Annotated in this window: 22 protein-coding genes; 12 read left to right on the forward strand and 10 right to left on the reverse strand. The window is 60.5% G+C overall.

From position 1 onward, the window contains the following. Window positions 1–103 precede the first annotated feature (103 nt). Window positions 104–565 carry a flavodoxin family protein gene (locus C4S63_RS13230; protein WP_103917839.1) on the forward strand — a complete coding sequence of 154 codons (462 nt, stop codon included), beginning with the start codon at window positions 104–106 and terminating at the stop codon, window positions 563–565. A gap of 123 nt (window positions 566–688) precedes the next feature. Here C4S63_RS13230 and C4S63_RS13235 read toward each other — a convergent pair whose 3' ends face one another. Beyond that, complete coding sequence (locus tag C4S63_RS13235) at window positions 689–1,456, reverse strand: enoyl-CoA hydratase-related protein (protein WP_235000020.1); 768 nt, start codon at window positions 1,454–1,456, stop codon at window positions 689–691. Between the two features lie 137 nt (window positions 1,457–1,593). Here C4S63_RS13235 and C4S63_RS13240 point away from each other — a divergent pair, with 137 nt between their 5' ends. Further along, window positions 1,594–2,391 (forward strand): RimK family alpha-L-glutamate ligase, encoded by a 798-nt coding sequence (locus tag C4S63_RS13240; protein ID WP_103917841.1) that lies wholly within the window; start codon window positions 1,594–1,596, stop codon window positions 2,389–2,391. On the opposite strand, the gene C4S63_RS13245 is transcribed toward C4S63_RS13240, so the two are convergent. Beyond that, the gene (locus tag C4S63_RS13245; RefSeq protein ID WP_063525864.1) at window positions 2,334–3,527 is read right to left on the reverse strand and encodes a hypothetical protein; all 1,194 of its coding nucleotides are present in this window, start codon (window positions 3,525–3,527) and stop codon (window positions 2,334–2,336) included. The genes C4S63_RS13240 and C4S63_RS13245 overlap by 58 nt on opposite strands. A 249-nt stretch (window positions 3,528–3,776) precedes the next feature. Between C4S63_RS13245 and serB the strand changes: the two genes are divergently transcribed. Further along, window positions 3,777–5,012, forward strand: a complete 1,236-nt coding sequence (gene serB / locus C4S63_RS13250) for a phosphoserine phosphatase SerB (RefSeq protein ID WP_103917842.1) — start codon at window positions 3,777–3,779, stop codon at window positions 5,010–5,012. A gap of 154 nt (window positions 5,013–5,166) precedes the next feature. On the opposite strand, the gene C4S63_RS13255 is transcribed toward serB, so the two are convergent. The 3 genes from C4S63_RS13255 to epmB form a co-directional block, all read right to left on the reverse strand. Continuing rightward, window positions 5,167–7,254 carry an EAL domain-containing protein gene (locus C4S63_RS13255; protein WP_235000021.1) on the reverse strand — a complete coding sequence of 696 codons (2,088 nt, stop codon included), beginning with the start codon at window positions 7,252–7,254 and terminating at the stop codon, window positions 5,167–5,169. A 222-nt stretch (window positions 7,255–7,476) separates the two neighbouring features. Continuing rightward, window positions 7,477–9,240: a hypothetical protein gene (locus C4S63_RS13260; protein ID WP_063510046.1), complete on the reverse strand. Its 1,764-nt coding sequence runs from the start codon at window positions 9,238–9,240 to the stop codon at window positions 7,477–7,479. A gap of 199 nt (window positions 9,241–9,439) precedes the next feature. Further along, entirely contained in the window at window positions 9,440–10,468 is a 1,029-nt protein-coding gene (gene epmB / locus C4S63_RS13265) for an EF-P beta-lysylation protein EpmB (RefSeq protein ID WP_235000022.1), read from the reverse strand. 291 nt (window positions 10,469–10,759) lie between these two features. Here epmB and efp point away from each other — a divergent pair, with 291 nt between their 5' ends. After that, a complete protein-coding gene (gene efp, locus C4S63_RS13270) occupies window positions 10,760–11,329 on the forward strand; it encodes an elongation factor P (RefSeq protein ID WP_062817121.1) in 570 nt (189 codons plus the stop codon). A 2-nt stretch (window positions 11,330–11,331) separates the two neighbouring features. Then, window positions 11,332–12,267, forward strand: coding sequence for an EF-P lysine aminoacylase EpmA (epmA, locus tag C4S63_RS13275; protein WP_103917844.1), 936 nt, complete (start codon window positions 11,332–11,334; stop codon window positions 12,265–12,267). Window positions 12,268–12,556: 289 nt separating this feature from the next. Here the strand turns inward: epmA and C4S63_RS13280 are convergent, their stop codons facing one another. Both C4S63_RS13280 and C4S63_RS13285 read right to left on the reverse strand, forming a co-directional pair. Further along, window positions 12,557–13,474 (reverse strand): alpha/beta fold hydrolase, encoded by a 918-nt coding sequence (locus C4S63_RS13280; protein ID WP_062817123.1) that lies wholly within the window; start codon window positions 13,472–13,474, stop codon window positions 12,557–12,559. Window positions 13,475–13,569: 95 nt separating this feature from the next. Next, window positions 13,570–14,190: a TetR/AcrR family transcriptional regulator gene (locus tag C4S63_RS13285; RefSeq protein ID WP_235000023.1), complete on the reverse strand. Its 621-nt coding sequence runs from the start codon at window positions 14,188–14,190 to the stop codon at window positions 13,570–13,572. A gap of 174 nt (window positions 14,191–14,364) precedes the next feature. Between C4S63_RS13285 and fadI the strand changes: the two genes are divergently transcribed. The 6 genes from fadI to C4S63_RS13315 all read left to right on the forward strand — a co-directional run bounded on the left by fadI (window position 14,365) and on the right by C4S63_RS13315 (window position 23,832). Further along, window positions 14,365–15,669 (forward strand): acetyl-CoA C-acyltransferase FadI, encoded by a 1,305-nt coding sequence (fadI, locus tag C4S63_RS13290; RefSeq protein WP_103917845.1) that lies wholly within the window; start codon window positions 14,365–14,367, stop codon window positions 15,667–15,669. Between the two features lie 22 nt (window positions 15,670–15,691). Continuing rightward, window positions 15,692–17,857: a fatty acid oxidation complex subunit alpha FadJ gene (gene fadJ / locus C4S63_RS13295; protein ID WP_103917846.1), complete on the forward strand. Its 2,166-nt coding sequence runs from the start codon at window positions 15,692–15,694 to the stop codon at window positions 17,855–17,857. A 79-nt stretch (window positions 17,858–17,936) separates the two neighbouring features. After that, entirely contained in the window at window positions 17,937–20,240 is a 2,304-nt protein-coding gene (locus C4S63_RS13300) for an acyl-CoA dehydrogenase (RefSeq protein ID WP_062817127.1), read from the forward strand. Window positions 20,241–20,359: 119 nt separating this feature from the next. Continuing rightward, window positions 20,360–21,562, forward strand: a complete 1,203-nt coding sequence (locus C4S63_RS13305; RefSeq protein ID WP_103917847.1) for a CaiB/BaiF CoA-transferase family protein — start codon at window positions 20,360–20,362, stop codon at window positions 21,560–21,562. An 82-nt stretch (window positions 21,563–21,644) separates the two neighbouring features. Further along, window positions 21,645–22,535, forward strand: a complete 891-nt coding sequence (locus C4S63_RS13310) for an alpha/beta hydrolase (protein ID WP_103917848.1) — start codon at window positions 21,645–21,647, stop codon at window positions 22,533–22,535. 67 nt (window positions 22,536–22,602) lie between these two features. Next, a complete protein-coding gene (locus C4S63_RS13315) occupies window positions 22,603–23,832 on the forward strand; it encodes a S9 family peptidase (protein ID WP_103917849.1) in 1,230 nt (409 codons plus the stop codon). 303 nt (window positions 23,833–24,135) lie between these two features. Here the strand turns inward: C4S63_RS13315 and C4S63_RS13320 are convergent, their stop codons facing one another. The 3 genes from C4S63_RS13320 to C4S63_RS13330 are packed head-to-tail and all read right to left on the reverse strand — an operon-like array spanning window position 24,136 to window position 25,741. Next, the gene (locus C4S63_RS13320; RefSeq protein ID WP_062817131.1) at window positions 24,136–24,762 is read right to left on the reverse strand and encodes a DUF502 domain-containing protein; all 627 of its coding nucleotides are present in this window, start codon (window positions 24,760–24,762) and stop codon (window positions 24,136–24,138) included. A gap of 36 nt (window positions 24,763–24,798) precedes the next feature. Next, window positions 24,799–25,314: a transcription elongation factor GreB gene (gene greB / locus C4S63_RS13325; RefSeq protein ID WP_103917850.1), complete on the reverse strand. Its 516-nt coding sequence runs from the start codon at window positions 25,312–25,314 to the stop codon at window positions 24,799–24,801. A 4-nt stretch (window positions 25,315–25,318) separates the two neighbouring features. Then, window positions 25,319–25,741, reverse strand: coding sequence for a VOC family protein (locus C4S63_RS13330; protein ID WP_103917851.1), 423 nt, complete (start codon window positions 25,739–25,741; stop codon window positions 25,319–25,321). A 96-nt stretch (window positions 25,742–25,837) separates the two neighbouring features. Here C4S63_RS13330 and hemB point away from each other — a divergent pair, with 96 nt between their 5' ends. Further along, a complete protein-coding gene (hemB, locus tag C4S63_RS13335; protein WP_062817134.1) occupies window positions 25,838–26,848 on the forward strand; it encodes a porphobilinogen synthase in 1,011 nt (336 codons plus the stop codon). Window positions 26,849–26,885: the final 37 nt, after the last annotated feature.

A 26,885-nucleotide genomic window follows, 5' to 3' on the forward strand; every position in this document is an offset into this window, starting at 1 on the left:
TGCTTCGTGGCTAGGGCCTTGTCATGCGTCAAGCGACGCGCCTACAGATAGCCCGGCCCAAACTGATATGCTGGCATCATCGACCGCGTTGAATTGCGAGACCATGAAAAACCTGCTGATCGTCGCCCACGCCCCCTCACCGAACACGCTGAAGCTCCGTGACGCTGCCGCCCGGGGCGCTGGTCATGAGGATATCGAGAACGTGTCCGTGACCGTAAAGGCACCGCTGGAAGCAGGGCCCGAGGATGTGATGGCCTGTGATGCCATCCTGCTCGGCACCACCGAAAACCTGGGCTACATGAGTGGCGCCCTGAAGGATTTTTTTGACCGAAGCTACTACCCGATTCTGGAAGAAAAGCAGGGCCTGCCCTGCGCCCTCTATATCCGCGCGGGCCAGGACGGCACCGGCACTCGCCGGGCGGTGGAAAGCATCGTTACCGGCCTGCGCTGGAACTGGGTGCAGGACCCGATGGTGCTGCGCGGGGACTGGCAGGATGATTTCGAGCAACAGGCGGAAGAGTTGGGGATGTATCTGGCGGCGGGGTTGGATGCGGGGATTTTTTAGCTGCTCGCTCTGGAGCGAGGACGAGCAACCAGACGCGAGGCCCGAGTTTCGAGTTGCGAAAACACCAAACAGGAAACCCTTATTTGCCTTTCGCGTCTCGAAACTCGCTTCCCGCTACTGCTGTTACCCTTTGCTCTTGTTCACCATGGCCGCCAACACTGCCTTGGCCTCATCCCCCTGCAGCATCTCGCCAAACAGCGCCAGATCTTCCTCCAGCACATCCTGCAGCGGCTTGCTGATCGCCTGGCGCATCAGGCGCTTGCTCTCTCGCAGGGCCCGGGGCGGCTTCTTTGCCAAGGTGGCCGCCCAGCCGCGAGCGGTGGCTTGCAGTTCCTCACGGCTCACGACCTTGGCGATCAGGCCGGCCTCGAAGGCTTCCTGTGCCAGCATGGGCTCGCCCAGTAGCAACATGCGGGCAGCCCGCTGGTAGCCCAGCCAATCCGGCAGCAGCTTGGCAGAACCGGCTTCCGGCACCGCGCCAAGATCCGCAAAGGGGGTAATAAACTTGGCATCTTCGGATGCCACCACCATATCCATGTGCAGCAACATGGTGGTGCCGACGCCCACCGCATTACCCTGCACAGCGGCCACCACCACTTTCGGGAAGGCATAGATGGCCTTGATGAAATTGGCTGCCTCGCCCACTTCACCGGGTTTCGCATTGAGGAAGTCCACCAGGTCGTTACCGGCGCTGAAGGATTTGCCTTCGGCGGCAAACAGCACCACGCGGATGTCGTCGCTTTCCTCTGCCGCGTTCAGCAGGGCAATCAGGTCCCGGTACATGGCGCCGGTGAGGGCGTTCAGTTTGTCCGGGCGGTTCAGGGTAATTTCCATCACCGATTCGGTGTGAGTCACCAGAATCAGATCACTTTCCAGTGTCGGCAAGATCACGACAGCTCTCCCAATCATTATTTGTCGGGCAAGGCTAGCCGCCCGCACCGTCCATGCCAAGGACGAATCCCGACAAAGGGTATTGACCGGCTGGTCAAAGCACCTTAAAAAAGCGCACCTCTTCTGAGATCGTCTCCGTGAAACTGATCACTTTCGATCCTTTCCGCACCCTGGGTCTGCCCGGCGTGCGGTATATCAAGCCGGAACACATGAACCAGCATCGCGACGCCCTGGCGGAAGCGGACTGGTTGCTGTTCCCGGGCTACTGGCAGATCAACAGCCTGCATTACGTGCTCAAGCGGCCGATCTTCCCCAGCCTGAGTAGCTACCACCTCGGTCATGACAAGGTGGAGATGACCCGCGCCCTGCAGACTGCCTGCCCGGAGCATGTGCCGGAGACGCTGATTCTGGCATCCGACAAGTACGGCATCGCCCAGGTTCTGGACCAGTGGCGCTTTCCGTTTGTGGCCAAGTCGGTCCGGTCCAGCCAGGGCATGGGGGTCTATCTCATCGAGAACCGTCAGCAACTACTGGACTACGCTGAGCGAGAATCCGTGCTGTATATCCAGAAGCTGCTACCGATCGTGCGCGACCTTCGTGTGGTGGTGGTCGGCGAACAAGTGGTGGCCAGTTACTGGCGTGAGGGAGTGGGCTTCCTGAATAACGTGAGCCAGGGAGGGCGCGTACGCACCGACCTGACAGTGCCGGACAATGCGATTTCACTGGTGGAAGGCATGGCTCGCTATCTGGGGATCAACCATGCCGGGTTCGACGTGGCCATGGTGGATGGCCACCCCTACATCCTGGAATTCAATCGCCTGTTCGGCAATACCGGCATCCCGGATCTCAACCAGCGGGTGCAGCGTGCCATGAGCCTCTACCTGCTGGGGGATCCGTCTTCGCCGCCCTCTTCGGACAACAAGGTCTCCGCCTGAGTCCGAAGCAGGTTCTGGTAGCGGTGGGCCAGCTGTTCCACCGGCTGTAATCGCACCTTGTGGTCACCGGCGGTGACCACCTGGGCCTTCTCGGGTTGATACAGGGCTTTCACATCCAGCTCGGTGGCGGCCAACTGCCCTTCCGGGACATTGAGCCGACCAGGCACCCCGGCCACGCACAGGGACCAGGCTTCCTGCTGGTCTCCATCAGTGGTCACCAGCGCCTTGAACTCCAGTGCCGGCTTGCCCTGCTGCTTGCGCAACGGGGCCAGCAGGCGCACCACCCGCAGAAACAGAAGACCGGCACAGAGTGCCGAAAAGGCACAACGAGACGCCGGCTCCTGGTAGAAAAACAGCCCGGCCTGGTCCCCCACCTTCTGGCCAACCCGGCCACCGTAGATACCTGCCACCTTGTCGAGAATCCGCTGATAATCCGCCAGCACCTCGACCATGGCCGCCTGGGTATATCGCTGACGAATGTGTTCGAAATTGACGATGCTCAGGCGCAGCTGGGCCAGCGGCTCAGCTCCTTCCGGCAGGGGCTCGGTCAGTGCCTGTCTTGATGCCGGCGTGGCCAGCGGAGACGGTGCCGGCGGCTCTGCCGGAGCCGCTTCTGCAGGTTCCGGCGGCGCTGGCACCAGGCGTTGCTGGATCAGCGCTGCCGCCACTCGCAACAGCAACAGACACAATACCGCCAGCACAAATCCGGCCTCCAGGCGCTGGCGCGGCAGGGCACTGGTATCCCCCAGCAAGGTCAGCGTGCCTGCGAGCTCACCATCGGGCAGCGCCACCGGCACCGAGATAACCAGATCGGAACGAGACACCCCGGTCAGACCCACCTGGATATCGGCCGCATCCTGAAAACGCACACCGGCCACCGGGGCCAGCTGCACGGTTTCCCGGCCGATCAGGTTAATGCTGATGGAATCATCGCTGGCCAGGGCCTCGGCCGCCCGGCGGGCGGTCTGCTCGGCCAGCGCCTGCAGCTGTATCTTGCGCTCCTGCTCCAGACGCGCGGAGAAGTGCTCAAGAAAATAGACACCGACCACCAGCATGGCCAGCAGCATCAGGATCAGCTCGCGCAGCAGGCTGCGCTGTTGCCGAATCCATGGCCGCCATTGTTCCCACAGGGTCATAGAGTTGCATTCCGTAGTATTGCGCTCGCGCGCAGTATAGCGTGACAAACCAACAGGGCGTTGACCGAATCGGCGAACCTTAGCAGCGATGGTGCATCAGCGGACGATTGGCAATGTAAAACATCGCCAATTCCTGATCCCCCAAGACACTGCCGCATGCGGTACCATTTCTGCTACCCTTACGCGGTTTTCGCGGGAGCCACAGCTTCCGCGCTCCGCTTGTCCAGACTTGCCCCCGGGAGCCCATGCGTGCGCGAGATCATTCTGATTCAGGTATCCGGCAGTGACCGCCCCGGTCTGACCGCCGCTTTCACCCGGATTCTGGCCCGTTATCGGCTCAATATCCTGGATATCGGCCAGGCCGTGATCCACGACACCCTGTCGCTGGGTATCCTGGTGGAAACTCCGCCGGACGCGGAATCCTCAGCGGTGCTCAAGGATCTGTTATTTGAAGCCCACAAGCTGAACATCAATGTGCGCTTCCGTCCCATCGATGAGGACCGCTATGAAGAATGGGTGGCCGGCCAGGGCAAGGACCGGCACATTATCACCCTGTTGGCGCGCAAGATTACCGCTGAGCAACTGTCCGACGTGACCGCCACGGTGGCAGACAACGGCCTCAACATCGACAGCATCGCCCGCCTCTCCGGCCGGGTGCATCTGGAGGGAGAATCCCTCAACGAGGACAGCCGCGCCTGTATCGAGATATCCGTGCGCGGAGAACCGAGGGACGGCGAAGCCATGCGTGCAGCCTTCCTCAACATTGCCAACGAACGCAACCTGGACATCGCCTTCCAGCGGGACAGCGCCTTCCGCCGCAACCGGCGTCTGGTGGTGTTTGATATGGATTCCACCCTGATCCGTTCCGAAGTGATCGACGAGCTGGCCATGGAAGCCGGGGTGGGCGAAGAAGTGGCGGAAATCACCGAGCGCGCCATGCGCGGCGAACTGGATTTCAATGAGAGCTTCAAGGCCCGGGTGGCCCTGCTCAAGGGGCTGGATGAAGGCGCCCTGGAGCGGGTACGCGAGCGCATCCAGCTCACCGAAGGGGCGCAACGGCTGATCAGCACCCTGCGCGCCCTGGGCTATCGCACGGCCATCCTGTCCGGCGGTTTCACCTGGTTCGGGCAATGGCTGCAACAGTTGCTGGGCATCGACTATGTCTACGCCAACGAGCTGGAAATCGAGAACGGCCAGGTCACTGGCCGGGTGGTCGGCCAGATCGTCAATGGCCAGCGCAAGGCCGACCTGCTCAAGCAGATCGCCACCCAGGAAGGCATCAGCCTGGAGCAGGTGATCGCCGTGGGCGACGGCGCCAACGACCTGCCCATGCTCGGCGAAGCCGGCCTGGGCATCGCCTTCCGCGCCAAACCCCTGGTCAAACAAAACGCCGAACAGGCCATCTCGACCCTGGGCCTGGACGGGATTCTCTATCTGATCGGGGTCAGGGACAAGGATCAGGCGGAGCTGCTTAAGAGCAATTAATAGTTAATAATTAATAATTCGCGGTTTTGGTCTGTCTTTTCTGAAACGCAAGAGGCCGCGCCCATAGCTTGGGCGCGGCCTCTTATGTTTAAAGACAAGGCAAAGCTGTTTCGCGCAACTATTAATTATTCATTATTAACTATTCATTGCCTTTCTACGCCGACTCCGGAATTTGCAACGAATCCATCGGTGCCTGCAGATAGTAGCCCTGCAGGTAATCCACTCCACCCAGGCTCCACAGGGCCTGCATCTGGGCGGCGGATTCGACGAAACCTACCACGGTCCTGCGGTTGCTTTCTTTTACCTGTTTGACGATATCGGTGAGCCGTTGGCGGCCTTCCGCCTTGGACACGTCCTGGGTGAAAGAGCCTTCGAATTTCACCATGGTGGCCGGAATATGCTGGAACAGCTTGAACGGATCCAGGCCGCCACCAAAGCGACTGATGGAGATACCGCAACCGGCACTTTTCATCTTCTCGGCAAACACGCCCGCCTGTTTCAGGTAGGTGGTGGCATCGCCCTCGGTTAGCTGGAAGGTCAGCCGTGAACCATCCATCTTGGCCGCACGCATGGCCTTGAGCAGCCAGTCCGCCAGGGATACATCCGCCAGGGAGCCCCCGTTGATGTTGAACACCAGCTTGACGGGCTCACTCATCGCAGCCGCCGCCCGCATGGCGTTGAGTACCACCCAGCGATCAATCTTGCCTACCAGGCCCTGCTCAGCGGCCACCGGCATGAACTCCCCGGCTTCCATGGCTTCACCCTGCTTCTGCGGCAGATCCACAAACACCTCGAAGAGATGCTCACTGTCATCTTCAAGGTTCATCAGCGGTTGATAATGCAGTTTGAAACTGCCTTGCTCCAACGCCTGACGCAGCAACATGACAATGGCTTCGGAAGAGCCTGCAGCCACCTCGTCCATGGGATCATGCACCTTGATGCTGTTGCCCTGGCCACCGTTTTCCCGCTGGGCCTGGTTACAGCATTTCAGTGCCGTGGTCAGGGTGCCCTGGCCACTGCGGGCATCCTCGCGAACAAAGGCGACCCCCACACTGGCCGTCACATGGATCGTCTTGGCCGCCACTTCCGGCATCAGCCCTTCAATACCGGCGCGCAGACTCTCGGCCAGTGCCTCGGCCTCATCGGTATCCGCAACCGGCAACAAGACGGCAAAATCCTCACCGTCTACCCGGGCCAGTTTGGCATCTCCCACCTGGCCACCCAGCCAGTTGGCAACCGCACGGAGAATATCATCGGCACCATCGATACCCACCGAAGACTGGTGTTGCTCAAAGTCGTCCAGGCGGAGATACAGCACCGTCGCCAGTTGCCCTTCGCGAGCCGCCTCGGCCACCGCATCATCAAGCTGGTCCATAAACCACTTGCGGGCAAACAGGCCGGTAACCTGGTCTTTCTGGCTCATTTCCTGGAGCCGTTCCTGCATTTCGCTCTCGTCCACGCCGCCGGCGCGAATCACGATCTGGGTGCAGGCCTCACCATCATAGGTGCTGGGCGAGAAGGTAAAGGACGCATCAAACTCTTCGCCATCGGTATTGACGCCCTTGCATTCCAGTTCCTGGGTCTGGCTTTCATCCTGGGCACGACTACGCAGTAGCTGTTTGAGCTTGTCATGGTCCGCCGCCGACACCATGTCCATGATAGGAACGCCGGCCAGATCGTCAGCGCTCTCATAGCCAAACAGCTCCACATAGTTGTCGTTGGCGTGAATATGCATGCCATCGAGCACATAGGCGATGGCGTCACGGCTCTGATCCATCAACAGGGCCAACCGCTTTTCCGCATCGTGACGGGCAATCTCGGAGTGCTGGAGCTCCTTGCGCAGACGCAGGTTCTCGACCACCCGGTCCACCATCAGGGTAAGCATATCCCTGTCATTACCGGGCACCACGCCGCTGGCCCCCTGCTGGAGGGCCGCCTTTACGGTCTCGGCAGAAAAGGTATTTTCCAGCAGGATCACTGGCACCGCCTTGCCCAAACGCTTGAGGTGGGCCATGGCAGATTCAAAACTGCCATCGCCGAAGGAAGGCCTGCACAGCATCAACTCCCAGGCGCCACCTTTCAACGCGCGCAGCAAATCATCTTCGCCCAGGGCCAGTTGTGCCCGGGTTGCCCGGCCGGCATTGCGCAGCATATTCATCAGCTGCTCGGCCTCATCTTGGGAATCATGGGCGATCAGTAGGCGGAGATTGTCCAGGGCATAGCTCATGGTGTGACGACTCATACTGTTTTCGTACGGCTTACCATTGTGCCTGACAACCTTGTCTTGGCAACTTTCCCACAGAAAAAGAGAGAACTGACCGACCTTTCCGGGGAAAGCCGTCTTCTTTTCCGTCTTTTCTGATTATGGAAAGCCGCCCGGCCAATGGCAGAAAACCATCACACAGCATCCTCGCTGTGGCCTTGATAACGGGTCAGAAACGCAACGTCGCGTCCCATTGAATCCTTACAGAGTGGACCAGATGGAATCCAGATCCCCTTCATCATTATCGCTTGCCGGCCTCACCGGTGTGGGGGTTGCCATATCGCGGAATGGATACTGGCTGAACCCGGACGCCCCCTGGGTGCGACGCAACAACTGTACACGACGGGGCTCGCCAGCCTCTACCAGCTCCACTTTGACCCCCTCATTGAAACCCACCGTGGGCAACAACAGGGTGGCGGGCTGACCGACGCCGGCCAGCTCAGGCAACAGGATGGCGCGCATGAAATCACTGTCTTCACCCTGCTTGCGCAGAGCCCGGGCAGCCACCGGCCGCCCCCCGGGAGCCAGTAATTCCACCCCGAAGCGGGCACCATGGTTGGGTAGCTGGGTCACCCAGCGCACCACCGCCAGCATCCAGTGGCTGTCCGGGTGGTCCCTCAATCCCAGTAATTCGCCGGTACGCATCAGGCTCGGCGTATTCCCCTGCCAGGACAGGCAATAGCCGCCGGGGCTGGCATTGACCTTCTGGCAGTGATAACTCTCCGGCAAAGTCGCTTCGCTGCGAAGGGAGGAATCCGGCTTGCCGATATCAATGGTTTCATTGGGAAAGTCGGATTGATAGGCCGTCGCCCAGGGGTCTTCCTTCTGCTGCTTTTGCCGGCTACTGACTTTGATATTGCGCAGGAAAGGATTGTTTTCTTCCCCCTCGCCCATCACCGACAAGCTGCCTCGCTCAATCAGGGTTTCAAACGGCACCTTGCCGGAAAGGAAATAGTGCACCCCCACCAGTCCGAAGCACAGTTCGACCTCACCGCTTTCAGCCATGCGCTTGAAGGCCCGCTCCGTCAGCGCCCCCCACACCTGCTGCAGGTGGGACATCATGCTTTCATCCAGCCCTTTGGGAACCTGCAGATCGCTCTCCTCGGGGTCATCTTTCCAGGCACTGATTGCCTGCACCAGCCGGACGGAATCGATATAGCGCCAGCTGTCCGTCGCCTGGGAGGCATGGGTGCGGTAAATGGGAGGACGGTCCGCCTGGAGGTCGAACACGAAGAGGTCTTCATCATCACTGGCGGTCTTGATCTCGATCAGGTCCCCCCAGGTGAATGCGGCCTTGTACAAGGCCGCCAGTTCCTGTTGACGTAACTGATTGGGCTTGGCGGTGGCCAGCAACAAGCAACGGGCATAGGCAGACTGGATACTGGAATTGCCTTTTTCATCATCCACCGGCGTCGCGGAAATGCCGTGCAGTTCCGCCAGCAGATAAAGCTGGTGCAGTTCCAGCCACAGGTGGCGAGGGCTGGGAAAATACAACTGATAACAACGCAACAGGGTATCGCCAAGGGCGCTGATGGCGCGATGAATTGCCATGGTCACCGCACGCCGGACTGCCTTGTCCTTCAGCTTGCGCATGCCTCGCACCGCCACCAGTTTATAGCCGTTGGCCAGATGCCCTTGCAGGGCCTGAGCCAGACTGGCCACTCGCCGCGCCTTGTCCGGTAATACCAGGGATTGATTCAGGTAATGTTTCTGCAGGGAATCACTGACATGCAAAATGGAAGGACGAACCACTTCCAGCAACTGGAAACGCTGTTTGGAATCGATTTGCAGCCGGTTCAGTTCCTGAATGAACTGATAAAGCTGACGAGCCGTTTCCCCCATGTTCATGATCGGGAGAGCGTCGACCCACTGTTGCAGCTTTTTCGGCTGATCAGCGCCAAGTGTCAGGTGCGGCAAATCCTGCTCGGGCAGTTTCAAGCGCACCGTCTGGGCTGGTTGCTCCATTGAAGATAATCCTTATCCCGGTGGCACCCAGATAGGGAACCCTTAACGATTTCTTTAGCGTTTGCTATGCAAGGAATTGTTAAGGGTTCCCTCTAGTTATTAAGTATTAGTTCTTGTTTTGCATGTGTCCTTCGTCACATGACTTTACGATACCGTTACAAGCCTGTAAACGTTGTGTTGGCAGCGACAGACGGATGCTCTAGCCCGCCAATACGGTCTTTGCCGGCTTCCCCGGCTCTTCCCGTGACAACCTCGGCACCAGAAAGCCGGGTAAGCGGCCACGCAGCTGCTCATGAAGTTGCATAGCGCGCGAATCTGCCACGGCAAAATGCGCCGCCCCCTGCACGGCATCCAGTTGATGCAGGTAATACGGCATCACACCCGCCTCATGGAGGCGATCCGACAACGCTTCCAGCGTATCAACACAATCATTCACTCCGGCAAGCAACACACTCTGATTCAGCAGGGTGATCCCTTCACGCCGCCACTGACGGCAGCGCTCCACCAGCGCAGGACTGATTTCCCGGGGATGATTGGCATGCAGTACCAGGGCCGTCTGCCAGCGGGGGGCCGACAGCAATGTCAGCAACGATTCATCCAGCCGTTCCGGAATCACTACCGGGGTACGGCTGTGAATGCGCAGCCGACGCAGATGGGGAATCTCCGCCAGCGCCGCCAGCAGTTCCTGTAAACGGCGATTGTTCAGGGTCAGGGGGTCGCCGCCACTGAGGATCACCTCGCGGATATCCGGGCGTGACGCCAGCCATTCCAGCGACTGATCCCAACGCTTGCCGCTGAGGTGACTCTGATAGGGAAAATGCCGGCGAAAACAGTAACGGCAGTGGACTGCGCAAGCGCCGGTGACCACCAGCAGTGCGCGGCCATGGTACTTGTGCAGTAGACCGGGAACCGGAGTGTGGGCAGCTTCCTCCAGCGGATCACTGCTGTATCCCTCCTCCTCGCGCAGCTCCGCCGGCACACTCATCACCTGCCGCAACAGCGGATCATCCGGGTTGCCCGGCTCCATCAGGCGCACATAACCACGGGGCACACGCAGGGGGAAATCCTGCGCCGCTTCCAGCATCTCGGGCAGGGATTCCGCCTCCAGCTGAAGCAGGCCGAGAAGCTCCGCCGGATCAGTAATCAGGTCCGCCTGCTGGCGCTGCCAGCCGGGCAACTCCCAACCGTCCCTTTCCTGCGTTATCATGGGGGTCTGCTGATGTTTCATTTGCGTCTCTGCTGGAGTTCATTTTTTCGTCCGGCAAGGCGGAAGGCGTGCGGCATAGTCTTTCATATGTAAGTGACTGACAACGCAGCTGGGCGGAAAAAGGGGCCCAGCCCTTCGGGTTGTGCCTGCAAGCGCACCACTCGTCGTTACAAGTCGTTCATTTGAATAAAACCAAACATCTCTCCTTGTGCCTAGATTGGTACGCTTGCAGGCACAACAGAGACGCAAATGAAACATTAGCAAACCCCGCACCCTCTGCGACGCCATACATCAACCTTTGGAACAACATTTATGGCCAACTATTCTACCAGTGAATTCAAGTCCGGCTTGAAAGTGATGCTCGATGGCGACCCCTGCGCCATCATCGAGAACGAATTCGTCAAGCCCGGCAAGGGGCAGGCGTTCAGCCGTGTCAGACTGCGCAACCTGAAAACCGGCAAAGTCTGGGATCGCACCTTCAAGTCCGGCGACTCCCTGGAAGGCGCCGACGTGATGGATGTGTCCATGCAGTACATCTTCAGCGATGGCGAATTCTGGCATTTCATGGATCAGACCACCTTCGAACAGAAGCAGGCCGACGATGCCGCCGTGGGCGATGCCAAGAAGTGGCTGAAAGAGGAAGACATCTGCGAGGTCACCCTCTACAACGGTGAACCCCTGTCCGTCACCCCGCCAAACTTCGTGGAACTGCAGATTGTGGAAACCGATCCGGGCCTGAAAGGCGACACTGCCGGCACCGGCGGCAAGCCTGCCACCCTGAGCACCGGCGCTGTCGTCCGTGTGCCGCTGTTCGTACAGGAAGGCGAGATCGTCAAGGTAGACACCCGCACCGGCGATTACGTGGGTCGCATCAAGAACTAGTCGTGACCGACTGGCAACCCACCGCCTCCCTGGCGGCCATCAAGGCGCGCGCCGAGCTGCTGAGCACGGTGCGCGCTTTTTTTGCTGCCCGCCAGGTGCTGGAAGTGGACACGCCGCAACTGGCCCGCTTCGGCGTCAGCGATCCGCACATCCAGTGCATCGCCGTGCCCGGCTACGGCTATTTGCAGAGCTCACCGGAATACCACATGAAGCGGCTGCTGGCCGCTGGCAGCGGCGCCATCTACCAGATCTGCAAAGCCTACCGGGATGGCGAAGCCGGCGGCCGCCACAATCCGGAATTCACCATGCTGGAATGGTACCGGCCCGGCTTCGAACTGAATGATCTGGTGCAGGAATGTCTGGCGTTATTCGCCGAGCTCTTTCCCGACGCCCACTCAAAGACCTACCGCTTCCGCGACCTGTTCCGCCACGTCACCGGCCTGGACCCTCTCACCGCCAATGATTCAGACCTGATCGCCCATGCTGAATCCCGGGGCGCACCGAAAGGCCTGAACAAGACCGCCGCCGTGGACTACCTGATGGCCACCCGGATAGAAGACGCGCTTCCCGCTGAACAGCTTTCCGTGGTCACCGACTTCCCCGGCTGGGCCGCCGCCCTGGCACAGACCCGTACGGACAACGATGGTGTCACCGTCGCGCAACGCTTTGAAATCTATTATCGGGGCCTGGAACTGGCCAATGGGTATCAGGAGCTGACCGATGCGGGAGAACAAAAGCGACGCTTTGAACAGGACAATATTCAGCGTGAGGCACATGGCCTGAACCCCATGGACGCCGACCCCTATTTGCTCGACGCCATGAACGCCGGCCTGCCCGCCTGCAGCGGCGTCGCCATGGGCGTGGAGCGACTGTTGATGGCACAACAGGGCAGCGGCAAAATCCACGACATCATCGCCTTCCCCTGGCCCCGCGCCTGAACGCCCCGCCGTAGGAGCGTCGCTGGCGGCGCGATTCCAGAGCAAGGATCAAAAAAACCGTTCTCCACAGAACACACAGAGAAAACCTGCTTCTTCTCGGTGAATTTTGTGGGCTCTGCCGTAAACCATCTTTTCCGGTTTTGGGTTATCGCGCCGCGAGCGACGCTCCTACGGCGAAATCCCGGCACGGGAAGCCATAAAAAAGCCGCCCCAACTTCCGGGCGTGGCCTCTTTCCTTTCAGCTCGCAACACGATCGCCCGCGTTGCAACTTTTAACTTGCAACTGCCCTTACGCCACCGCCGGCTGCGCCACTGAATTCGCTCTGGCCGCCGTCTCCGCAATCAGGTCGCCAATCCGGTCAATGGCTGACGGCGGGAAGTCGTGGCCCATGCCGGGAATAATCACCAGCTTGGCGCCGCGAATATGGCGGGCGGAGGCCTTGCCGCCGGCGGGACGGATCAGCGGGTCGGCGCCGCCGTGGATCACAGTGGCCGGACAGCGGATCTGTTTAAGGTGTTTGGTCAGGGCACCAGTGGCCAGCACGGCCAGGAACTGATTGCGAATCCCGCGCGGGTTGATGCCGCGGGCCCAACACTCCCGATACATGGCTTCCAGTTCGTCACGGCCCTGGGGCAGGGTGCCGGCCAGCTTGCCCATCATCTCCAGACCAAACGCCACAAACTGGTCTTCCGTTTCCACCTTCACTCCGGGGGCCACCAGGGTCTTGAGGGCGGCGGGTTTTGGTAACGGCAGGTAGGGGCTGTTGTTACTGGACATGATGGAGGTCAACGACAGCACCCGGTCAGGATGGGTGGCCGCCATCAACTGGCTGATCATGCCACCCATGGAGGCACCCACAAAATGCGCCCGTTCGATGTTCAACGCATCCAGCAGCCCCACGGTGTCGGCCACCATGTCGTGCAGGGTATAGGCACTGTCTACCGACATCCCCACGGTATAACGCAGCAACGCCACCAGCGGCCCCTGCTTGAACGGTTTGCGAATGCGGGTGGATTTGCCCACATCCCGGTTATCGAAACGGATCACCCGATAGCCACGCTCAACCAGGATATCCAGCAGCGGTTCCGGCCAGAACACCATCTGTGCCGAGAGCCCCATGACAAAGACAATGGGCTCCCCGTTTTCCGGGCCACGACTCTCGTAAAAAAGCTCGATTCCGTTACTGCTCACCGTGCCAGACTGCATATGTGACCTCTTCTTTGTTCTACTGCGAGCTGCTCAACATAGAAAAGCTCCAGGCAAACCACAAGCATACCCACTCCGATTGGCCCGATGGCCCCTTACACAGTGATGGCACGCCACAGCATATCGAACAGCACCCCGTGCTGATCCGCCATGCGGCCGGGGCGACCCCGGAGCAGGTGCATCTGGGAAATGCGCAACAAGACCCCGTAAAAGAAGTCCAGCAGGATCGGCGTGGCCACCTGACTGTTGAGGATGCCCTGCTCCTGACCCTCGCGCAGCACACTCAGGAACAGCTCGGTCAAGCGCTGCTGCCCCGGGGTGGTATCGCTGCCCCAGCGGCCCGGGTACACCGAGTTGATCATCATCCGGCCCATCTGCGGATTGCGGTCGAAAAAGTCCAGCACCACCCAGAACACCTTGCTGAGCCGATCGCGGAAGGTATCAATGCCGGCCAGGTGATCCAGCATACGCTCAGCCAGTTGCTCCAGGCCGTGATGCAGGCAGGCGCTGAGCAGCGCCTCTTTGCTTCCCTGCGTCTCATCACCGTAGTAACGGTACAGGGTCTGCAGGCTGCAGCGGGCAGCGCGGGCGATTTGCTGCAACGTCACCTGATGGAATTCCGAATCCGCAAACACCTGTACGGCAGCCCATTCAATGCGCTGCCGCACCGCCGGGTCCTGGCGGGATTCGGGAAGCACTGCCGTCCCGTTTTTCACCGGTTCATTTCCTTTCACTGTAATTATTATTACACCACTGTCAGACAGCGTCCGCTGCGACGTTGACTCACTGCCAAGAGCCTTCTAGTCTCGACACACTTTGTCACCATTCAATGTCACATTTTGTGTAATAAAAATTACACCGTGACCGGCAACCCCTGCAAGGAGTCTGGAATGCCTGTTCGCAAAATGAAGCTGGCCGGCCGCAGCGGCCGCGTGGCCGTGGTGGATGGTCTGCGCACCCCGTTCGCCCGGATCGCCACCCACTATAAAGACCTGAACGCCATCGACCTGGGCGCCATGGTCGTGAAAGAACTGATGGCCCGCAACAACCTGGACCAGCGCGATATCGAGCAACTGGTATTCGGCATGACGGTGATGATCCCGGAAGCCCCCTTTATCGCCCGGGAAATCGCCCTGGCGCTGGGGATGAATACGGTGGACGCCTACTCCATCACCCGCGCCTGTGCCACCAGCTTCCAGACCGCCGCCAGCGTGGCCGACAACATTGTCGCCGGTTACACCGACGTGGCTATTGCCGGCGGCACCGACTCCACCAGCTGCGCCCGGGTGCCGCTGTCCTCCGAACTGAGCGCCGTGCTGCGCGATGTGAGTTTTGCCAAGAGCATGAAAGATCGCATCAAGCTGCTCAGCCAATTGAAGGCCAAAGACCTGCTGCCCCAGGCGCCGTCCATTACCGAATACTCGGTGGGCGAAACCATGGGCGAAAGCACCGAGAAAATGGTCAAGAAATGGGGCATCAGCCGCCAGGAACAGGACGATCTGGCCCATGCCTCCCACAGCAATGCCGCCCGCGCCTGGGCGGAAGGCCGTCTGGACAAGCAGGTAATGACCGCCTTCCTGCCGCCCAAGGCCACTCCGCTGAAGGACGACAACCTGGTGCGCAAGAACTCCGAACGGGCCGGCTACAGCAAACTCAAACCGGTCTTCGACAAGGTATCCGGCAGCGTCACCGCCGGCAACAGCAGCCCCCTCACCGACGGTGCCGGCGCCCTGTTGATGATGAGCGAAAAGAAAGCCAAGGCCCTGGGCTACGAGCCGCTGGGTTACATCCGCTCCTACGCCTTTGCCGCGCGCACCCCGAAAGACGATCTGCTCATGGGCCCGGTGCTCGCCGCCCCCATGGCCATGGCTCGTGCTGGCCTCTCCCTGGACGACCTGACCCTGGTGGACATGCATGAGGCCTTTGCCGGCCAGGTGGCCTGTAACCTGAAAGGGCTGGCCGACGACGACTATGTCCGCAGCCAGACCGGCCTCGCCGCCCTGGGCGAAGTGGACCGCAGCAAGCTCAACGTGAACGGCGGCTCCATCGCCTATGGCCATCCCTTCGGCGCCACCGGCGCCCGCGTCATCAGCCAGGCCCTGTATGAACTGCAGCGTCGCGGTGGCGGCCTGGCCCTGACCACCGCCTGCGCCGCCGGCGGCATCGGTGCCGCCATGGTGCTGGAAGCGGAATAAACAGCGGAACAAGGAGATTCCCATGAGCAAGACACAACGTGCCTTTACTCTCAAACCGCTGGATAACGGTGTGGCCGTACTGGAAATCAATGTGCCCGGCGATACCCAGAACACCCTGAAAGCGGAGTTCGCCGACGATTTCAACGCGGCCTTTGCCGACATCGAAAAAGCCGCCCCCAAGGCCCTGGTGCTCTACTCCACCAAGGCAGGCTCTTTCATGGCCGGCGCCGATATCAAGCTGTTTGAAAATGCAAAGACCGCCAAGGAAGTGAGCGACCTGTCCATACTGTGTCAGCAGACGTTCCAGAAACTGGAAGACCTGGATATCCCGGTAGTGGCCGCCATCAAGGGTGCCTGCCTGGGCGGCGGCATGGAGCTGGCGCTGGCCTGCTCCTACCGTATCGCCGCCAGCAGCAGCGATACCGTACTGGGCCTGCCGGAAGTGATGCTGGGCCTGCTGCCCGCCGGCGGCGGCACCCAGCGCATGCCGCGTCTGGTGGGTATCGCCTCCGCCCTGGACCTGATGCTCACCGGTCGGCAACTGAAAGCCAAGCCGGCGAAAAAAATCGGTCTGGTGGATGAAGTGGTGGAAGCCGTGGCGGTCTACGACCGGGCCGTGGCACGGGCGCTGGAACTGGCGGATGCCAAGGAAGAAAGCGGCGTCAATTTTGCCAGTTACTTCAGCAAGGATGGCATTACCAAAGCGGCGCTGGAACAGAACAGCCTGGGCCGCAAGATGGTCTTCGATCAGGCCCGCAAACAGACCGCCAAGAAAACCCACGGCCTCTACCCGGCCCCGCCAGCCATCATTGATGCGGTGGAAGCGGGCTTCGAGGACGGCATCGAACAGGGGTACGCCACTGAAGCGCGGCTGTTTGGCGAGCTGGCCATGTCACCGCAGTCGAAACAGTTGCGCGGCATCTTCCACGCCACCAACACCCTCAAGAAAGAGACCTTTGTGGCCGACGGCGTGAAAGCCCGGAACATGGAAAAAGTCGGTGTCCTCGGTGCCGGCCTGATGGGGGCCGGCATCGCGCTGACCACCATCAACAAGGCCAAGCTGCCGGTACGCCTGAAAGACCGGGACGACAAAGGCCTGGCCCACGGCGTGAAATACGTCAGCGAGTTCTACAACAAGCGCATCAAGAAAGGCGCCATGAGCGCCGCCGATGCCAGCACCGAACAGGGCCGCATTTCCTACACCGCCGATTACAGCGGTTTCAAGGGCCTGGACCTGGTGGTGGAAGCCGTATTCGAAGACCTGGGCCTGAAACACAGGATGCTCAAGGACGTGGAAGCCAACGGCAACAAGCACACGGTCTTTGCTTCCAACACCTCTTCCATTCCCATCACCGAGATTGCCAGTGCCGCCGAGCGTCCGGAAAACGTGATCGGCCTGCACTACTTCTCGCCGGTGGAAAAGATGCCCCTGCTGGAAATCATCACCACGGACAAGACCGCCCCGGAAGTGACCGCCGGCTGCGTGGCCTTCGGCAAGGCCCAGGGCAAGACCGTGATCGTGGTGAAGGACGGCCCGGGCTTCTATACCACCCGTATTCTTGCGCCCTACCTGAATGAATCCACCCGTCTGCTAACAGAAGGCGTGGATGTAAAAGCCGTGGACAAGGCGCTGGTGCGCTTTGGCTTCCCGGTGGGCCCCATCACCCTGCTCGACGAAGTGGGTGTGGATGTGGGCACCAAGGTGGGCCCGGTACTGGAAAAGGCCTTCGGTGAACGTATGGCGTCACCGGATGCCGCCGGCCTGATGATCGAAAACGATTATCTGGGTCGCAAGAGTGGCCGCGGTTTCTATATTTATGAAGGCGTGGCCAAGGCCAAGGGTGAAAAGCCGGTGAATACCGCGCTCTACGAGCTGATGAATGTGAGCCAGGAAAAGGACGCGGACGACGAGGAAATCGTCAGCCGTTGCGTCTGGCTGATGATCAACGAAGCCGCCTACTGCCTGCAGGACGGCATTATCAGCGATCCCATGCACGGCGACATAGGTGCCATCTTCGGTCTGGGCTTCCCCCCCTTCCGCGGCGGCCCGTTCCGGTACATGGACAGCCTGGGTCTTACCAATTCGGTACGCACTCTGGAGCGACTTGCCGAACAGTTTGGCGACCGCTTCACACCGGCTCCGCTATTGATAGACATGGCGAAAAAGAAACAACGCTTTTACCCGTAAGCGTCCGGCGCTTGTTTGTTCGCGCCCGTAAACGTTCGTCCTGCCCTGCAGGGCCTAACAACCTCAAAGGAACCACAGCATGTTTCAACAAGTGATGAACTGGATGCGGGACAACAAGATTCTCCCGCAGATTTCCGACACCGAACGCCAGGCCCTGGAAGCCGGCGATGTCTGGATTGATGGTCAATTCTTCGGCGGCAAGGTGGACTTTGAAAAAATCCTCGCCGAAAACTATGACCAGCTCCCCGCCCACGAACAGGCATTCCTGGACGGCCCGGTGGAAGAGCTGCTGAAGATGGCCGACAGCTATGAGCTGTCCCGTACCCGCAAGCTGCCGGACGATATCTTCAAGTTCATGGCCGACAATGGCTTCTTTGCCATGCAGATCGCCAAGGAATACGGCGGCATGCCCATGTCCACCCAGGCGAAATCCTGCATCATGGCCAAGGTCAGCTCCTACTCCGGCCTGCTCAGCGCCATGGTGGTGATTCCCAATTCCCTGGGCGCCGCAGAGCTGCTCGGTCACTACGGCACCGATGAGCAGAAGAACTACTATCTGCCCAAGCTGGCCAAGGGTGATTTCATTCCTTGCTTCGGCCTCACCGAACCCACCGCGGGTTCCGACGCGGCCTCCCTGAAAGCGGAAGGGGTGGTGTTCAAGGACGATGACGGCGAAGTGAAATTCAAGCTGAATTTCCGCAAGCGCTATATCACTCTGGCGCCGGTGGCCAACCTGATTTCCCTGGCCGTGCGCCTGCACGATCCGGAGAACCTGCTGGGCAAGGGTGAAGAGCCGGGCATCACCGTGGTATTGATTGAAAAAGGCGCCAAGGGCACTGAAGGCCTGCACATCGGCGACCACCACCAACCCATCGGTGAACACTTCCCCAACGGCCCCATTGTCGGCCGTGATGTGATCGTGCCGGCCGGCAACGTGCTGGGTGGCGTGGAATACACCGGCATGGGCTGGAAGATGCTCATGGAAGCCCTGGCGGGTGGACGCATGGTGTCCCTGCCGGCCACCGGTGTCTGCGGTGTACGCCACGGCGCCATGATTGCCGGCGCCTACTCCATGGTGCGCCAGCAGTTCGGGATTCCCGTGGGTCGCATGGAAGGCGTGGAACACAAGATCGGCAAGGCCGCGGGTATGACCTACGCCTTTGACGCTGCCCGGGTATTCGGTTGCTCCGCCGTCGACAACGGTATCCAGCCGCCGGTGATGTCCGCGGTGATGAAAGCCTACTCCACGGAAATGGGCCGCGAGATCGGCACCGATGCCATGGACGTGACTGCTGGCTACGGCGTCATGCAGGGCCCCAACAACACCATGGGTCGCCTGTACAACTCCGCCCCGGTGAGTGTCACCGTGGAAGGTGCCAACATCATGACCCGCACCCTGATGATCTTCGGTCAGGGCGCCACCCGCTGCCACCCCTACGCCTACAAGGTTGTCCAGGCCGTGGAAAACGAGGACGTGGCCAGCTTCCGCAAGAATCTCACTGGCTGGATGGTGCAGTTCCTGCTCGGCATGGTAATGACCCTGGTACGCGGCGTTACCCGCGGCTGGTTCACCGTGAAGGTGCCGAATGTGGAGCCGAAGACCAAGAGTATCTACCGTCGTCTGGGCTGGGCCGCCACCCGCTTTGGCCTGCTCACCAACCTGGCCATGTTCTTCGTGGGCGGCAAACTGAAAGCCCGTGGCAACCTGACCGGTCGTTATGCGGATGCGGTTGCCTGGTTGTACATCACCACCTCTGCCCTGCGTCGTTTTGAAGCCGAAGGCCGCAAGGCGGAAGACCTGGCGCTGGTGCAGTATGCCGGTGAATACGGTTTGACCCAGATCCAGAAAGCCTTCGAAGGCATCTATGAAAACTTCGGCGGCCCGGTGGGTGTGATCCTGAAAACCGTGGGCCGTATCTGGCTGGGTCTGAACCCGCTGGCCAAGCTGCCCGATGATCAGCTCAGCCACAAGGCCGCGCTGGCTCTGCAAAGCTACGGCGATCAGTACAAGCGCCTTGTCGGCGGCAACTACATGCCGGAAGAAAGCGATGAGGGTCTGGGTCGCCTGCTCAAGGCCTTCCGTCTGACCACCGAAGCCGAGCCGGTTCGCAACAAGATCCGCGCTGCCCAGAAAGCCCGCAAACTGGGCCGTGGCAAGGTGGAGGAAATCGCTGCCGAGGCGGCCCAGCAAGGTGTGATCAGCGATGCGGAACTGGCTCTGCTGAATGACGCCACCGCCGCCTGCATGCTGGCCATTGAGGTGGATGTGTTCACCAAGGATGAGTACTACGGCGCCGGCGGCATCCCCGCCATGAGCGCCACCGGTGACGGTGGTGTGGAACAGCCGCCGGAGTACGAGCTGGCCAAAGCCGTAGGCCAGTAACGTCCCCGATACCGAACGCCCGCTCCGGGCGTTCGGTTTTCTTTTGCCCGGTTCCATTCCTTTGCACTGCCACCCGGCAATGCAAAGGAATGCTGCCGCCACAACCCACAGGATAATCCATGAACCCACTATTGGACGGCCTGAAGGTCCTTGACCTGTCCCGGCTGCTGCCCGGCCCCTTCTGCTCCCTGACCCTGGCCCAGCTGGGTGCCGAGGTAATCAAGATCGAGGAGCCGGATGGCGGCGATTATGCCCGGGAACTGTCCCCGGAATTGTTCGATATCGTCAACCGGGGCAAACAGTCCCTGACCCTGGATCTTCGCCAGCCCGACGACGTGGAACGGTTCAAGGCACTGGTAAAAGGCGCTGACGTGGTCCTGGAATCCTTTCGCCCTGGCGTCATGGATAAGCTGGGCTGTGGCTACGACACTCTCAAGGCCATCAACCCGCAACTGGTCTATGCCTCTCTCACCGGTTACGGCCAGACCGGCCCCTATGCAGACCGCCCCGGCCATGATCTGAATTACCTGGGCTATGCCGGCGTGCTGGACCAGACCGGTCTGCCCGGCAAACGCCCGGCCATGTCCAACGTGCAGATCGCCGACCTGGCCGGCGGCGCCCAGAACTGCGCCATCGGCATTCTTGCGGCGGTGATGGGCGCCCGTCAGAGTGGCGAAGGCTGCTGGGTGGATGTGGCCATGCTGGACGGTGCCCTGGCGCTGCAGAGCATGGCCCTGGCCACCCACCACCAGCACGGCAACAGCCAGCCCCGTGGCAAGGACATGCTCACTGGCGCCCTGGCCAACTACAACGTGTACCGCTGCCGGGACGGCAAGTACCTAGCCGTGGGCTCCCTGGAGCCCAAGTTCTTCATGGCATTCCTGAAGGAAATCACGCCAGGATTTCTCTGGAAGAAAAAAACCGGAAAGAAGAGAAAGACATCGGGGCATTCCAGTGAAAAACCACAATCTTCCAGCGGCGGCAACGATGCCCTGACCAAACTGGCCGCCGACCCGAAGAAACTACGCCGCCTGATGGTGCCGGTGCGCTGGGCCATTCAACTGATTCTGCTTACCCGCACAAGGGATCAGTGGGATGCGCGCCTCGCCCACAAGGACACCTGCGTGTCCGGCATCCTCACGCTGGAAGAGGCCCTGGCCAATGAACAGGTGCAGGCCCGCGGTCTGGTCACGAACAACCACAAGGGCCCGGTATTGCGCTCACCCATCCGCTTTGTGGGCGCCCAGACCCGGGATGGCGACAGTCCCGCCCTGGGCGAGCATAACCCGCTGTTTACGAATCAGGAAAAACGCCGGGCCTGAGCCCGGTTCTGACCCGATCAACCCTGCTACTGTCTGGCAAAACGTCATACCGTAGTGAAAAAAGAACAAATACGGAAAACCCATGAGCATTCAGGCCAAAATCATCAAGGCGGTGACCCGCCGCACCATCAAGCGCCACGGACTCAACCAGGAGCAATTGGTTCGTCACCTGCGCAAGGCGTTTAACAACACGCCAACGGTTACCCTGCTGCCCCGCAAGGTGACACTCAAGCAGATCCGCGAGCCCCGGTTCGAGGGTGACCACCTGAGTGTCAGCAATCCGTCCACCACCGTGCTTTACCTGCATGGTGGCGCCTATATCGGCGGGGTAACCCGGACTTACCACAACCTGGCCGGGCGCCTGGCCAAGCAGCTGCATGGCGAAGTCTATCTGCCGGTATACCCGTTTGCGCCGGAGCACCCGTTCCCGGAAGCCGTGAACCGGGTCATGGAGGCCTACGAATACCTGCTGGCCCTGGGCAAGAACCCCAGCGACATCGTCATCGCCGGGGATTCCGCCGGTGGCGGCCTGACCCTGGCCACCCTGCTGCACATCCGTGACAAGGGCTTGCCCCAGCCTCGCTGTGCGGTGCTGTTTTCTCCGGCCAGTAATGCGTCACCGGATGACAAGGTCATGGACGCCCTGGACCCCAGCGATGCCATGTTGTCCGCGGATATCATTCGCACCGTGATTGATATCTACATCCCCAACAAAGAGGACCGGACACACCCCTATGCCTCTCCTTGCCTGGGCGACTACCAGGGCGTCTGCCCCATGCTGATTACCGCCAGCACCGACGAGGTGCTCTATGCCGACGGCAAACAGGTTCGAAAGGCTGCGGAAAAAGCCGGGGTGCGGGTGAAATGGATCGAACGGTCGGGGCTGTTTCATGTCTGGCCCATCATGGTTCCCTTCCTGCCGGAGGCCAACCGGGACCTGAAACGCGTGGTCGAGTTTATCCGCACCGCCTGATTTTTTTGGTCATTGCCGCCACCTGAACACTGGCGTTAACTGATTATTCCAACAACAGGGAGGCGGCATGACCGAACTGCCCCGCATTCATCAGGACGATTATTGCGACGAGGATCTGCCCCGGCTTACCCAGCCCTGGTGGCAGACTTTGCCCACGGGTTTTCATGCCCTGCCGGATCACTTTCTGGCAGACAACGATACCCGCTGGCGGATCGACTACACCGCCGGCATCGACACAGTGGCGCGGACCGGGCTGGCCAGCATGGCCGGCGCCGCTGCCCTGCCCGCCACACTGAATCTCTCCCGGCAAAAGGAAGAACGGGCGCTGGTGGATTTTTACCGCCCCTTTCTCCAGGAAGACGATCCCAATACGTTCTTTACCCGGCCCACACAGACGGCAAACATTGAACGTATTCCGGTGGCCCCCTATCACTTTCAGCCGGAGGATGGTGAGGCCCATACCCTGCGCTTTCGCTCACCCTTCGAGCCCAGAAACCCGGCGCTGCGTGACCGTTACCTGAGCCATCGCCGCAACCGCACCGCCTGGGCCCAGCACTGGCGTCACCATGGCGAACCGCGCCCGACACTGATCATGATCCACGGCTTTGTGGCCGACCCCTACTGGCTCAATACCCGCTGGCTGGCGCTGCCCTGGTTTTACAAGCAGGGCTTCGATGTCTTGCTCTACACCCTGCCGTTCCATGGACGCCGCAAGGGCCGCCTTGCCCCGTTCAGCGGCGCACAGTTTTTCAGCCAGGGCATGGCCCTGCTCAACGAAACGTTCGCCCATGCCATCCATGACCTGCGTCTGTTCATGGATTATTTGCGTGCCCAGGGCACGCCGGCCATGGGCGCCACGGGGATCTCTCTCGGCGGTTACACCACCGGACTCCTGGCCGCACTGGAAGACGACTTGGCCTTTGCCATCCCCAATGTGCCACTGGTCAGCATCATGGACCTGATGCAGAGCTGGTTCCCGATCAACCTGCAGGTGGGCCTGATGAAAAAAGTCTACGGCACGGACCTGCAGGGCCTGCGCGAGATTACCGCCTTGCATTCCCCCCTGACCTGGCCATGCAAGGTGCCGCCCAAAGGGCGTATGGTCATCGGCGGTGCCGGCGATCGCTTCGCCCCGCCCAAACACAGTCACCTGCTGCACCAGCACTGGGGACATTGCGACCTGCACTGGTTCCCGGGCAACCATCTGCTGCATCTGGATCAGGGGCTTTATCTGAAAGCCATGCGGGATTTCATGAAGGCGGCGCTGGGGGAGACGTCAGCGGCGGTGAATGCCTGAATCCCCCTTCCCCGTTGGAGCCATGCTTGCCCCCAAGGGGATCTATGGGGTTGGGGTAGCATCCTGGCGGAGTGCTTTAGGTAGACCTGTCGAGTTTTGAAATGCCTGATCACCCTGCGGGCGATTTCCGCGCAAGCGCGGTTCGCCATGCAAGCATAGCTCCCACAGCGGCTTCGTAGATATCTCGGAACCTGAGGAACTTTTGGCCTTGCCCCATCCAACCAGCGTAGCTTGTAGCTTGTAGCTTGTAGCTTGTAGCTTGTAGCTTGTAGCTTGTAGCTTGTAGCTTGTAGCTTGTAGCTCCTACGACTTGTCGGTCTTGAACAAGGCCGCCGTGCCCGCACCGCAGGACACCACGGTTTTCATCATGCTTTCCACGCCGATTTCCGGGTGCAGCTCCACCAGGCTTTCATGTACGTGGTAGATAAACCCGCTGGTGGGGTTGGGCCCCGTGGGCACGAACACCGTCACATGACCATCCCCATGTCGTGACGTGACCAGGGCCGTCACCGACACATCCGTGTCCCGGCCATACAGCCACACCCGCGCCACTTCTCCGCGACTGAACGGGCTGTCACTGCTGCTGCCCATCAACTGGCCGATCACTTCCTTGACCGTCTTGTAACCCGGCAGCCGGGTCATCACATTCTCTTCCCACTGCTGCCAAAGCCAGCTTCCCAGACGGGTGGCCACCAGGGTCCCCACCAGAAAGCACAGCACCAGCACCGCCAGCACTGACAACCAGTCGGCCACAAACTTGGGCAGATCGAAGGCGCGGATAAAGACCGTGGTAAAGGGGGCGATCATTTCCGTCACCGTCTGGTAAATCCAGCGGAAGAAAAACACGATGATGGAAATCGGCAGCAGGATGGTCAGACCACCCAACAGGGACTTGCGAATAAAAAACCAGATGCGGCGATTGGCGCTCATGGATTATGCCTTCCTTACCGGTTGTATGGGCGACGCTCAATCGCGGCTGCCAGGGGGCTCGTACCAGATGCGATTGATAAACAGACAACGCTCACCGGTGGGGGTTCGCACTTCCACCTCGTCATCCACCTGTTTCTTCAGCAAGGCCCGTGCCAGTGGCGCATCGATGCTGATGTAATGCTTCTTGGCATCCGTCTCGTCCGGGCCCACCAGGCGATAGGTTTCGGTCTCGCCCTCCTCGTTTTCCAGTTCCACCCAGGCCCCGAAAAACACCCGGCTCTGGTCTTCCGGCAAGCGGTCCACCACGGTCATGTCATCCAGGCGCTTGCTGAGAAAGCGTACCCGCCGATCGATCTCACGCAGCTGCTTCTTGCCGTAGATGTATTCGGCATTCTCCGACCGGTCTCCCTGGGCAGCGGCTTCCTGCACCGCCTGGGTCACCGCCGGGCGCTTTTCCTTCCACAGATACTGCAACTCGTCGTTAAGCGTTTTATAACCTTCGGCGGTGATGTACTTGGAAGCCAGAATCCCTTTTGGTCGCCAGCGGCCCATGGGGTTATACCTCGAAGATGCGATCAATCTCGCGCAGCCCCTTGAACTCCAGCGTATTGCCGGTGGGGTCCTGCACGAAAAACGTGCCCTGCTCGGCGGGCTGGCCCACAAAACGTTCACGGGGCTTGAGCAGGAACGGCCAGTTATTGTCGTAAATGCGTTCCACCAGGGCTTCCCAGCGGGGGAAATCCAGCACCACGCCAAAATGAGGCATGGGCACCGGGTGGCCATCCACCTCACTGTAGCCCTGGATCGGAGTCAGGTCTTTGCCCTTGTGCAGAGACAATTGATGGCCATGCAGATCGATATCCACCCAATTGGGGGCATCCCGACCCCGTCGGCCACCCAACACACGGCAGTAAAAGTCTGCCGATTCTTCCAGGTCATTCACCATAAAGGCCAGATGAAAGGCCGGCTGTTTTTCCATCGTCTACCGCTCTTGCTAAACTCTCGTCATTCCGCCCGATACGGAACCTTTGTTCGCCTGCGTCGGGCGCCCCATGTTACTAGAGGACTCCGCCCCATGTCTGTCACCCGCGCTCCCTGGCCCGCCACCCGTCTGCGCCGCATGCGTCGCGACGACTTCTCCCGTCGGCTGATGCGCGAAAACACCCTCACGGTGGACGACCTGATCTATCCGGTGTTTGTGCTGGAGGGAAAAAACCAGACCGAGACAGTGGCGTCCATGCCCGGCGTGGAGCGCATGAGTGTGGACCTGCTGGTCCGGGAAGCCGAGGAACTGGCCAGGCTTGGCGTACCGGCCATGGCCCTGTTTCCAGTCACCCCGGCGGAGGTCAAAACCCTGGACGGTCAGGAAGCCTGGAATCCGGATGGCCTGGCCCAGCGGGCGGTGCGCGCCATCAAGGCGGCGGTACCGGAAATGGGGGTGATCACCGACGGCGCCCTGGACCCGTTCACCACCCACGGCCAGGACGGCATCATCGACGACAGCGGTTACGTGCTCAACGATGTCACTGTGGAAGCCCTGGTCAAACAGGCCCTGTCCCAGGCGGAAGCGGGTGCTGACGTGATAGCGCCCTCGGACATGATGGACGGCCGCATCGGCGCCATCCGCGACGCACTGGAAGCCAACGGACACATCCACACTCGCATCATGGCCTACTCCGCCAAGTACGCCAGCGCCTACTACGGCCCTTTCCGTGACGCCGTGGGCTCCGCCGGCAACCTGGGCAAGGCCGACAAGACCACCTACCAGATGGACCCGGCCAATAGTGACGAGGCCCTCCATGAAATCGCCCTGGACCTGGCCGAGGGCGCCGACATGGTGATGGTGAAACCGGGCATGCCCTACCTGGACGTGGTGCGCCGGGTGAAAGACGAGTTCAAGGTGCCGGTGTACGCCTATCAAGTGAGCGGCGAGTACGCCATGCACATGGCCGCCTTCCAGAATGGCTGGCTGGACCAGGACAAGGTAATGATGGAATCCCTGCTGGCCTTCAAACGGGCCGGCGCCGATGGCATTCTCACCTACTTCGCCAAGGCGGCGGCGCAAAAACTGGCCGGGGCTGGCTAGTCTCTGTTCACAAACTGACCAGTCGGGCAGGCACAGC

The sequence above is a fragment of the Alcanivorax sp. DSM 26293 genome, from assembly GCF_900107995.1.
Lineage (GTDB): Bacteria > Pseudomonadota > Gammaproteobacteria > Pseudomonadales > Alcanivoracaceae > Alcanivorax.

Bases quoted from the DNA above. Each gene is read 5' to 3' on its own strand.
- C4S63_RS13230 (WP_103917839.1), top strand. From the start codon at position 104: ATGAAAAACCTGCTGATCGTCGCCCACGCCCCCTCACCGAACACGCTG.
- C4S63_RS13245 (WP_063525864.1), bottom strand. From the start codon at position 3,527: ATGACCCTGTGGGAACAATGGCGGCCATGGATTCGGCAACAGCGCAGC.
- C4S63_RS13255 (WP_235000021.1), bottom strand. From the start codon at position 7,254: ATGAGTCGTCACACCATGAGCTATGCCCTGGACAATCTCCGCCTACTG.
- C4S63_RS13260 (WP_063510046.1), bottom strand. From the start codon at position 9,240: ATGGAGCAACCAGCCCAGACGGTGCGCTTGAAACTGCCCGAGCAGGAT.
- epmB (WP_235000022.1), bottom strand. From the start codon at position 10,468: ATGAAACATCAGCAGACCCCCATGATAACGCAGGAAAGGGACGGTTGG.
- efp (WP_062817121.1), top strand. From the start codon at position 10,760: ATGGCCAACTATTCTACCAGTGAATTCAAGTCCGGCTTGAAAGTGATG.
- C4S63_RS13280 (WP_062817123.1), bottom strand. From the start codon at position 13,474: ATGCAGTCTGGCACGGTGAGCAGTAACGGAATCGAGCTTTTTTACGAG.
- fadI (WP_103917845.1), top strand. From the start codon at position 14,365: ATGCCTGTTCGCAAAATGAAGCTGGCCGGCCGCAGCGGCCGCGTGGCC.
- fadJ (WP_103917846.1), top strand. From the start codon at position 15,692: ATGAGCAAGACACAACGTGCCTTTACTCTCAAACCGCTGGATAACGGT.
- C4S63_RS13300 (WP_062817127.1), top strand. From the start codon at position 17,937: ATGTTTCAACAAGTGATGAACTGGATGCGGGACAACAAGATTCTCCCG.
- C4S63_RS13305 (WP_103917847.1), top strand. From the start codon at position 20,360: ATGAACCCACTATTGGACGGCCTGAAGGTCCTTGACCTGTCCCGGCTG.
- C4S63_RS13310 (WP_103917848.1), top strand. From the start codon at position 21,645: ATGAGCATTCAGGCCAAAATCATCAAGGCGGTGACCCGCCGCACCATC.
- C4S63_RS13315 (WP_103917849.1), top strand. From the start codon at position 22,603: ATGACCGAACTGCCCCGCATTCATCAGGACGATTATTGCGACGAGGAT.
- C4S63_RS13320 (WP_062817131.1), bottom strand. From the start codon at position 24,762: ATGAGCGCCAATCGCCGCATCTGGTTTTTTATTCGCAAGTCCCTGTTG.
- greB (WP_103917850.1), bottom strand. From the start codon at position 25,314: ATGGGCCGCTGGCGACCAAAAGGGATTCTGGCTTCCAAGTACATCACC.
- C4S63_RS13330 (WP_103917851.1), bottom strand. From the start codon at position 25,741: ATGGAAAAACAGCCGGCCTTTCATCTGGCCTTTATGGTGAATGACCTG.
- hemB (WP_062817134.1), top strand. From the start codon at position 25,838: ATGTCTGTCACCCGCGCTCCCTGGCCCGCCACCCGTCTGCGCCGCATG.